This is a genomic window from Geomonas sp. (genome assembly GCF_035254065.1).
Taxonomy (GTDB): Bacteria; Desulfobacterota; Desulfuromonadia; order Geobacterales; family Geobacteraceae; genus Geomonas.
The window spans coordinates 1-8,977 of the sequence record NZ_DATFBA010000360.1 but is presented as its reverse complement, the minus strand read 5'-3'; the positions used below and the strand labels follow the sequence as shown (position 1 = coordinate 8,977).

General features: G+C 62.1%; 7 protein-coding genes. All 7 read left to right on the top strand.

Translation table 11 applies throughout. The features are described 5' to 3' along the window. The first annotated feature begins 163 nt into the window (after positions 1–163). The gene (locus tag VJ604_RS16785; RefSeq protein WP_324084539.1) at positions 164–1,078 is read left to right on the top strand and encodes a glycosyltransferase family 2 protein; all 915 of its coding nucleotides are present in this window, start codon (positions 164–166) and stop codon (positions 1,076–1,078) included. A gap of 19 nt (positions 1,079–1,097) precedes the next feature. Beyond that, entirely contained in the window at positions 1,098–2,054 is a 957-nt protein-coding gene (locus VJ604_RS16780; protein ID WP_324084538.1) for a glycosyltransferase family 2 protein, read from the top strand. After that, positions 2,051–3,091: an alginate O-acetyltransferase AlgX-related protein gene (locus VJ604_RS16775; RefSeq protein ID WP_324084537.1), complete on the top strand. Its 1,041-nt coding sequence runs from the start codon at positions 2,051–2,053 to the stop codon at positions 3,089–3,091. Before VJ604_RS16780 ends, VJ604_RS16775 begins: the two co-directional genes overlap by 4 nt. Next, positions 3,088–4,131, top strand: coding sequence for an alginate O-acetyltransferase AlgX-related protein (locus VJ604_RS16770; protein ID WP_324084535.1), 1,044 nt, complete (start codon positions 3,088–3,090; stop codon positions 4,129–4,131). Before VJ604_RS16775 ends, VJ604_RS16770 begins: the two co-directional genes overlap by 4 nt. Before the next feature lie 104 nt (positions 4,132–4,235). Then, a complete protein-coding gene (locus VJ604_RS16765) occupies positions 4,236–5,687 on the top strand; it encodes an MBOAT family O-acyltransferase (RefSeq protein ID WP_324084534.1) in 1,452 nt (483 codons plus the stop codon). Between the two features lie 45 nt (positions 5,688–5,732). Then, entirely contained in the window at positions 5,733–6,923 is a 1,191-nt protein-coding gene (locus VJ604_RS16760; protein ID WP_324084533.1) for a glycosyltransferase family 4 protein, read from the top strand. Positions 6,924–6,980: 57 nt separating this feature from the next. Continuing rightward, on the top strand, positions 6,981–8,977 hold a 1,997-nt coding region (locus VJ604_RS16755; protein WP_324084532.1), incomplete at its 3' end, for a putative glycosyltransferase family protein.

Sequence of the window (8,977 nt, the reverse complement as noted above, 5' to 3'; positions counted from 1 at the left end):
GAATCGTGCACACCGAGAACGCCTTGGCCCGGCATGACATGGGAGCGGGGAGAGTGGCTGCCGGAGTGGCCACCCTGATTGCTAACCTGCCAAGGACGCTAGTTTACCGGTTGCTGAAAGCTGTCGGCGGCCATCAGGCAGGACGGGGTTAATGGAGATCTCTTTGCCAGAAGTTCATATCATCATCCTGAACTGGAACGGCTGGCAGGATACCGTCGAGTGCGTGCGATCCTGCCAAAGGCTGAACTACGGGAACTTCCGGCTCTTGGTGGTGGACAACGCATCCTCGGACCGGTCCGAGGCCATCCTGCGGGAAGAATTCCCTGACTTGGAGTTCCTTCAGGCCGGCGCCAACCTCGGCTATGCCGGCGGCAACAACGCCGGCATCCGCCGCGCCATGGCGAAGGGCGCCGACTACGTCTGGCTGCTCAATAACGACACCGTGGTCGATCCCAACGCTCTCAGCGAGATGGTGCCGGTCGCGGAAGCGGACACCTCGGTCGGCATGATTGGGCCCAAGATCCTCCTGCATTCCCAGCCGGACCACCTGAACTGCATCGGTTCCACCATCGACCTCAGGACCGGGCAGCCGCGCCTGCTGGCCCTCGGGGAAAAGGACGACGGCCGCTTCGACGAGATTGCCGAGATGGACACCCTGTCCGGGTGCAGCCTCCTCGTCCGCAGCGCTCTGGTGGAACGAGTCGGGCTGCTGGACGACAGGTTCTTTCTCTTTTACGAGGAGACGGACTGGATCCTGCGGGCGAAAAAGGCGGGCTTCAAAATGCTGTACGTGCCGAAGGCGAGAATCTGGCACAAGGTCTCGGCCTCGGTGGGAGGGCACCAGTCTCCCCTCATGCTCTATTACATGATCCGCAACAACGCGCTTCTCATGCGCAAGAATGTCGGGAGGGGATCCTACCTCCTGTTCCTGGTGATCTTCCTGTTGCTGGTGATTCCGAAGAAGCTCATCAATGTGCTCTTGCTGAATTCGGAGCGCAGGATACAGAAGGCGAGGGCGATCCTGACCGGCCTTTGCCATTTCTTTGCCGGCCGTTTCGGCCAGTACACTCCTCGCTGAGCGTTCCATGGGGCTTTTAGTGCAACCGACAGTCAGCATCATCGTTCCGGTCTACAACTGCGAAAAGTACGTCGCGCAGGCCATCGACAGCGTCCTGGGGCAGGGTTACCCGGCGGTGGAGTGCATCGTGGTTGACGACGGCTCGACCGACGGCACCGCCGAGGTGGCCCGCAGCTACGGGGCGCGGGTGCGCTACCTCCGGCAGGACAACCAGGAGCGCTCGGCGGCGCGCAACAACGGCATCGCGCAGGCAACCGGCAGCTACATTGGGTTTCTGGACGCAGACGACCTGCTGCTGCCGGGAAAGCTGGCGGAGCAGGTAGCTTTCCTGGAGGGTCATCCGGAGTATGACGTGGTCTACTCGCGGGTCAGCTATTTCCGGGAAGAAAGCGGCAGGGATGGCTACACGGTCAGGAGACCGACGCCGTCCGGAGACATCCTGCCGCTTTTGATCTACACGAACTTCATCACCATGAACTCCCCGCTGTTCAGAAGGGACGCGGTGGCCCGGGTGCAGGGATTCGACACTGCCTACTGCCGTTACGAAGATTGGGACTTCCTGCTCCGCCTGGCGCTCACCGGTTCGCGGTTCGGTTTTCTCGACAGCTGCAACGCCGCCTGCCGGATGCACGGGGAAAACACCGTGAAGGATCTCCTGCGCATGTTCGAGGCGAAGCTGGCAGTGGCGCGCAAGGTGGTGGGGCTCTACGAAGCTCAGTTGGCCGAGTGCGGCATCGACGGCCGGGACGTAGCCGCCTTCCACTCAGCCGACTACGGCAGAAAGCTGATCCTGGCCGGCCGGGTCGAGGAAGGGAGAAGGCTGATCGATGAAGCCTGCCGGCGCGGCTTCCCGCACGCGCGCAAGTTCCGTCTGTTCTCGCTGGCGGCAGGAGTGGCTGGACACCGGCTGCTGGGCGCGGTGCAGAGATACGCCGATTACCTGGTGAAGTACCGGAAGGCTTCCTCCGGAAAATGACGAACAAGGTCTCCAGGATAATTTACGCGGCACTGATCGCCGCGGCGCTCGCCGTCGTGATAGGCGGGAAGTTCCCCTCGGTCGGAAAGCATTTCCTGAAAAAGGAGGCCGTCCCGCAGGGGGATCTCTCCCGTCTCAGCGGGCTCGACCGTTTCAGCCAACCGGTCAAGGTGGTCACCCCGACCCCCACCGCTCCCTTGGAAAATGCCGCGGTGGTCACCATGGGGGATTCCTTCTTCAACAGTTCCCTGGAGTCCGACCTCTTCGCGAACGAGGTGGCGCGCAAGGGAGGTATGGCCGTCCACAACGTTGCCCTCCGTAAGGACTTCGAGCCGTGCAGCTACCCCCTGGCCTATCTCGCCAGCATCGGCTACCGCGGCGACCGCCGGCGGATCCTGGTGCTGGAAACGGTGGAGCGAAACACCTTCGAGCGGACCATCAGGTACTGCGCCGCCGCCCGTACCTCTGCCGCCCCTACCGATACGCTGGCCAACAGGGTGCTGGACAACGGAGACGTGGAGTATTTTTTCAAGAACAACCTGGTGGTCCATCCGTTGTTGAAATGGCTGAAGAACGCCCGCTTCAGGTGGTTCGGCAAGGTGGACCAGGCCATCGGCGCCTACAGCGAAAACCCGTCGATGTTATTTTTTCACAGCGATCTCGATTTCGCGGCCATAAAGAAGGATGACGCGGTGGTGGACGCTGCCGCCGACCAGGTCGCCTGGCTGGCCGCTCTCCTGCGTGAGCGCTACAACATGGAGCTTCTTTACGTGGTGATGCCCGACAAGTACTCGCTTTACCGCCGGTACGTGCGGGATGCCACCCCCTATGACCTGTTCGTGCCTCGACTGGTTGACCGCCTGCACCGGCGCGGCGTGCACGCCCTCGACATGTACAGTGCTTATCTCAACCGCGAGACCCCAGGCCACCCCTTCTTCTTTGCCGGAGACACCCACTACACCGCGGCCGGCAAGGCGGTTTTAGTGGATGAGTGTCTGCGGGAAATTGCCGCTATCAACGGGGAGAGGTCGCGATGAGCCGGGGCTGGAAATTCCTCTACGCGGCGGTCATGCTGTTCGCCCTCTTCATCGTGGTCGGCGGCAAGTGTCCCTCCATCGGGCGCGCCTTCATGGCACCGGAGCCGCCGGGACAGTCGGGCGGCGACCTGTACCGGCTGAGCGAGCTGGACCGGTTCAGGGAGGAGATCACCCTGGGGCGGCAGGCCCCCATGGGCACCCTGGAAGAGGCCGACGTGCTCACCCTGGGCGATTCCTTCTTCAACAGCAACCTGGGATCGGATCTCTTTGCCAGCGAGCTCGCCGGCAGGCTGGGGCGCAAGGTCTACAACCTGCGCAGCGACACCTTCTTCGAGCCGCAGAGCTATCCGCTCTCCTTCCTGGAGAGCATCGGGTATCAGCCGGGCAAGAAGAGGGTCCTGATCCTGGAGAGCGTGGAGCGCAGCGTGCTGGATCGCGGCGACACCTACAACGCGGCGAGCGGTTCCTCCGGCAACAAGATCGACGCCATCGCCTTCAAGGTGTTGAAGAACAGTGACGTCGAATATTTCTTCAAGAACAACGTCATTGTGCACCCGGTAGAGAAGTGGCTGAAGAACGTCAGGTTCGACTACTTCAGGATCGTCGACAAGTCGGTCGGCTCTTTTTCCGAAAACCCGGACATGCTCTTCTACCAGCGCGACATCGATTTCGGAAAAACGAGAAAGAGCGACGCCCTCTTGGACCAGACGGCTGACAGCATCGAGCGCTTGTCCAAAACGCTGCAAAAGCGCTACAATGTCGAGTTGATTTACGTGGTCATCCCGAACAAGTACTCGGTCTATCACCACCTGGTCCAGGACGGTTACCGTTACGATGATTTCATCCCAAGGCTTTCCCGCAAGCTGACCGCGCGAGGGGTCAAAAACATCGACCTCTACTCGCTCTACTGCCGTTACAACAAGCCGGGGATGCCCCTTCTTTACTATGCGTCTGATACGCACTACACGCCGCTTGGGAAGCGGTTGCTGGTGGATGCGTGCGCGGCGGCAATCGAGAAGGTAGAGAAGGAAAGACTTTAAGCGAAAGCAATCCCCCCTGTCCCCCCTTTATCAAGGGGGGGACCTGCAGCGGAGATGATCAGTCGATCGGACAACGCTGAAAACGGGGGGCAGGAGAGCAGCTGGTGAACTTCAATTCCATAGAATTTTTGCTCTTCGTCCCCGGACTCTTCCTGTGCCTGTACTTCACGGCGCAGCGGTTCCGCTGGGTGATGCTGCTGGGGGCGAGCTTCTATTTCTACCTGACCTTGAAGCACCTCTACCTGCTGGTCGCGCTGCTGGTCGTTTCGGCCGTCACCTATCTGTGCGGCATCCTGCTCGACCGCTGCCAGAGCGGCGGATGGAAAAGGATCCTCTTTTGGAGCGGCATCATCGCGAACCTTTCGGTGCTGGTGGGGATGAAGTACCTTCCCTTCCTGGAGCGGAACCTGAACGCGCTGCTGGGACGGTTCTCGACGCATCTCGCGGTGCCGGAAGGGCGGGTGCTGGTCTCCATCGGCGTTTCCTATTTCGTCTTCCAGGCCCTCTCTTACCTGATCGATATCCACCTCTACGGAGAAAAGCCCGAGCGCCATGCCGGCTACTTCGCACTCTACCTGGCCTTCTTCCCGAAACTGCTGCAGGGGCCGATCGAGCGGGGGCGGGACCTGCTGCCGCAATTGCGTGAAGCGGGGCGCTTTGACCATGACGAGTTCCAGGCGGGGCTCCTCCAGTTCGGCTGGGGGATGTTCAAAAAGGCGGTGGTGGCGGATCGGCTTGCCATCTACGTGAACGCGGTCTACGGCGACGTCCACTCCTACAGCGGGCTTTCGCTGCTTTTCGCCACCTACCTCTACGCCTTCCAGCTCTATTACGATTTCTCCGGCTACACTGACATGGCGCTGGGGATCGGGCGGATGTTCAACGTTCGGCTCACCCAGAACTTCAACGCCCCCTACCTGGCGAGCTCGGTGGCCGATTTCTGGCGGCGCTGGCACATCTCCTTCTCCCGCTGGATCCTCGATTACCTCTTCGCACCCTTGCACATGCAGCTGCGCTACTGGAAGAAGTGGGGGACCGCAATCGCGCTCTTCGTCGCCTTCCTGTCCTCCGGGATCTGGCACGGCGCCAGCTGGGGGTTCGTGATCTGGGGGGCGCTGCACGGCCTGTACCTGGCCTGCTCGGTGCTCTACAAGCCGCTCCAGAAGAAGATCTACCAGCGGCTGGGATTGGAGAAGTCCTTGGCGCAGAAGGTCTGGCAGATCGCCGTCACCTTCCACCTGGTCTGCTTCGCCTGGATCTTCTTCCGGGCCAATTCCATTGCCGACGCCCTCTACGTGGTCTCGCACCTGTTCGCGGGTGTCTCCGGCTTCGGAAAGGTGCTGCTCGCGCACGGGGGCACCGACCTGGCGATCGCCGCCGTCTCGATACTGGTGATCTGGCTGGTGGCGCTCGTCAAGGAGCGCACTCGGCTTGGTGCTGACTTCTTCCAGGCGGCGCCGCTGCCGCTTCGTTGGAGCGCTTACTTTGGACTGGTTGCCGGAATTCTCCTTTTTAATATGGACAGTAACGCCGGTTTTATCTATTTTAACTTCTGACCTTGCGCGTCTTAATGGGAAGGCGGGGATCGTGAAGGGGGATTTTTGAAGATCGTTTTCCTGGCGCCATTCGGAATCCGCCCCAAGGGGACCGTGATCGCCCGCATGATCCCGCTCGCCGTGGAGCTCCAGGCCCTGGGGCACGAGGTGGTGATCGTCGCGCCCCCCTACACGAACCCCGAGGATTCCGGCTTGACCGAGACGGTATGCGGGGTGCGGCTTCGCAACGTGACGCTCGGGCCCAGCAACAGGGCGCTCGCGGTGCTGCCGCTTGCCTGGCGCATGTTCCGCGCGGCGCTGGCCGAGAAGCCTGATCTGGTCCACCTCTTCAAGCCCAAGGGGTACGGCGGGGTGGCCGCCATGCTGCAGATCGTGCTGCAGCGGGCCGGACTCCGGCTGCCGCCTCTCTTGGTCGATACCGATGATTGGGAAGGGAAGGGGGGGATGAACGAACTCCATCCCTACGGCGGGGCCGAGCGGCGCTTTTACCAGTTCCAGGAGCTCTGGCTGCTGAACCGGGCGGTCGGGGTGACCGTGGCGAGCCGCGCGCTCGAGGAGCTTGCCGCCGAAAACGGGGTTCCCCGCGCCCGGCTGCTCTATCTCCCCAATGGCGCCGTCGCCTCCGCTGCCGGTGCGGGCATGGCCATCCGCGAAAAGCTGGGGATCGACCCGCAGGCGCCGGTCGTGCTCCTCTACACCCGCTTCTTCGAGTTCAGCCAGGAGAAGTTGCATTACCTCTTCGCCGAGATCTTCCGGAAGGTACCCGGCGTCCGTTTCCTGGTGGTCGGCAAGGGACGCGGCGAAGAAGAGGGGAGTCTTGTCGCCTCGGCCCGGGAGGATGGATACGAGCAGGCCCTGCTGATGGCCGGCTGGCTCGAACCTGCAGCCATCCCCGATTATCTGGCGGCCGGCGACGTGGCCATCTATCCGTTCGCCGACACCCTGGTCAACCGGACCAAGTGTCCGGCCAAGCTCACCGAGCTCCTGTTGGCGGAGAGGGCGGTGGTCGCCGACCGGGTGGGACAGCTGGCCGAGTACATCAGGGACGGCCAGTCGGGCATCCTCTGCGATCCTGACAACTGGCAGGAAATGGCGGCGCGGACGGTCGAGCTGCTCGCTTCGCCGGAGAGAAGGCGCTTGCTGGGTAAAGAGGCGCGCAGCTACATGCTGGAAGCCTTCAGCTGGCGGGAGTCCGCTACCCGGCTGGCGGAGTTTTATTCGCAGACATCGGCTTAACTTTTAGCGCCCTGCCTCTAGGGCCAGGGATTTTGATTTTTCACCGGAGTCTTTTCAATGACCGAAAGAAGAAAAGGCCTGCTCTATATCGCGCTGCTGCTGGCGGTCGTACTGGCCTGCTTTTCCAAGATACTCTTCACCCATCAGATTGTGCGCGCGCCCGACATCATCGCCGAGTTCTACTGGGGGATCCGAGGGATTCACACCATGAAATTCCTCGATCTCTTCAGGGTGGACCTGGCCGCGGACTGGAACATGCTGATCAACAGCGGCCTCACCCTTGAGGGGGGCTCCGCCTCCTCGCAGCTGCTGTTCGTGCGCAACCTGGTCTTCTGGCTGTTCCCGCCGCCGGAGAGCGTGGCGTGGTACATGGTGCTGCACCTGTTCTTCGGCGCAGCCGGTACCTACTGCTGTTGCCGGCTGATAGGGGCCAGCCGCTTCGCTTCCGTTTTGGGGGGCTTGATTTTCGCGCTGGCACCGGAAAACGCCTCCCTCATCAACGCCGGCCACGTCATGAAGATTGCCACCATCTCCTTCGCGCCGTGGGCCTTCTTCTTCCTGGAAAAGGGGTTCCGGAGCCGCCGCCTTTTCTATTTCCTGCTCACGGCGGTGACGCTCGCCTACCAGTTCTTCCACACCCACTGGCAGATCGCCTACTACACCTGTCTGGCGGTCGGGGTCTACTGCATCGCCCGCTCGGTGGTGATCCTGGTCAAGGAGCGGGGGGACAAGCAGGAGGTGGCCCGACTGTTCGGGCTGAACCTGACCCTGCTGGTGTTCTTCCTGACCACCGTTGCCATCTCCCTGGCCCCGCTCTCCAACTGGGCCAAGGGCTCCAACCGCGCAGGCACCACCGCCGCTGTCTCCGCTCCTGCTGGTGCCGCTGCCCAGTCCAGCAGCACCATGAACCGTGACGAAGCGATGTCCTGGTCCATGCCGCCTGAGGAGACCGCGGCCTTCATCATCCCCGGCATGTTTGGCTTCTCCCGCCAGGAAGGGGGGGAGAACCCCAAGAACATCGCCTCCTACTACTGGGGCAGGATGAACTTCACCCAGACCGTCAGCTACATGGGGCTGCTTCCCTGGCTGCTTTTGCCGCTGCCGCTCATTTTCCGGCGCGACCGCTACACTTGGCTCGCCCTTGCCGCCATTGTGGTCGGGATCTTCTTCTCGATGGGGAAGTACACCCCCTTCTACAACCTGCTGTTCGATCACTTCCCCGGCATCAATCGTTTCCGGGTGCCCAAGATGATGATGTTCATCCCGGTGCTTGGCCTCGGGGTGCTTTCCGCCTTGGGGCTTGATCTGCTGCTTGACCCCGCGGTGCGCGCCACCCGGGCCTTCAAGCGCTATCTCCTCGGCATCTTCCTGCTGCCGGTGGTGCTGCTGGTTGTGCTGGGGATCGAGGTGGCAGGGAGCAAGTTCTGGATCGAGAGGCTGATCGATATGATCGGGCAGCCGACCCGCTACGAGCAGGCGAGCACACAGCTCGTCCTGCAGCGCTGGGGGAACCTGGTCACCGAGACCGGCATCGCGGCAGCGGTCGCCACCCTCTTTGCCGCCGCCTTTTCCTTTTTCCAGCGCGGCACGCTGAGCGTAAAGGCCCTTCCCTTGGTCTTGCTGGCGCTCTTTCTCGCCGACGTGGGGCGGGTCAACGCCAAATTCCTCTTCCTGATCGACGAGCCGCAGCAGGTGAGGGGGGTGAAAACTCCGGAGATCGAGTTCCTGGCCGGCCAGTCCAAGGAGTACCGGGTGCTCCCGATGAACGGCGACCCGATGCAGTACGTCTCCGCGGGCATCCCGGTCATGTACACCTCCAACGCGGTTCAACAGCGACGCTGGCAGGACTTCCTCGACAACTTCTCGATGGCCTCCCCGATGCCGGACCTCATCAACCTGCGCTACCTGGTGGAGCCCAAGGAACAGTACGAGCAGGACAAGGCGAAGATGGACCCTGCCCGCTTCGTGCCCGTTTTCTTCTCTCCTGGCGGCTCGGTGGTGGTGGAAAACCGCCATGTGCTCCCCAAGGCGTGGCTGGTGCCAAGCGCCGCGGT

Coding starts and splice junctions, on each gene's coding strand:
- VJ604_RS16775 (WP_324084537.1), top strand. CDS start 2,051: ATGACGAACAAGGTCTCCAGGATAATTTACGCGGCACTGATCGCCGCG.
- VJ604_RS16770 (WP_324084535.1), top strand. CDS start 3,088: ATGAGCCGGGGCTGGAAATTCCTCTACGCGGCGGTCATGCTGTTCGCC.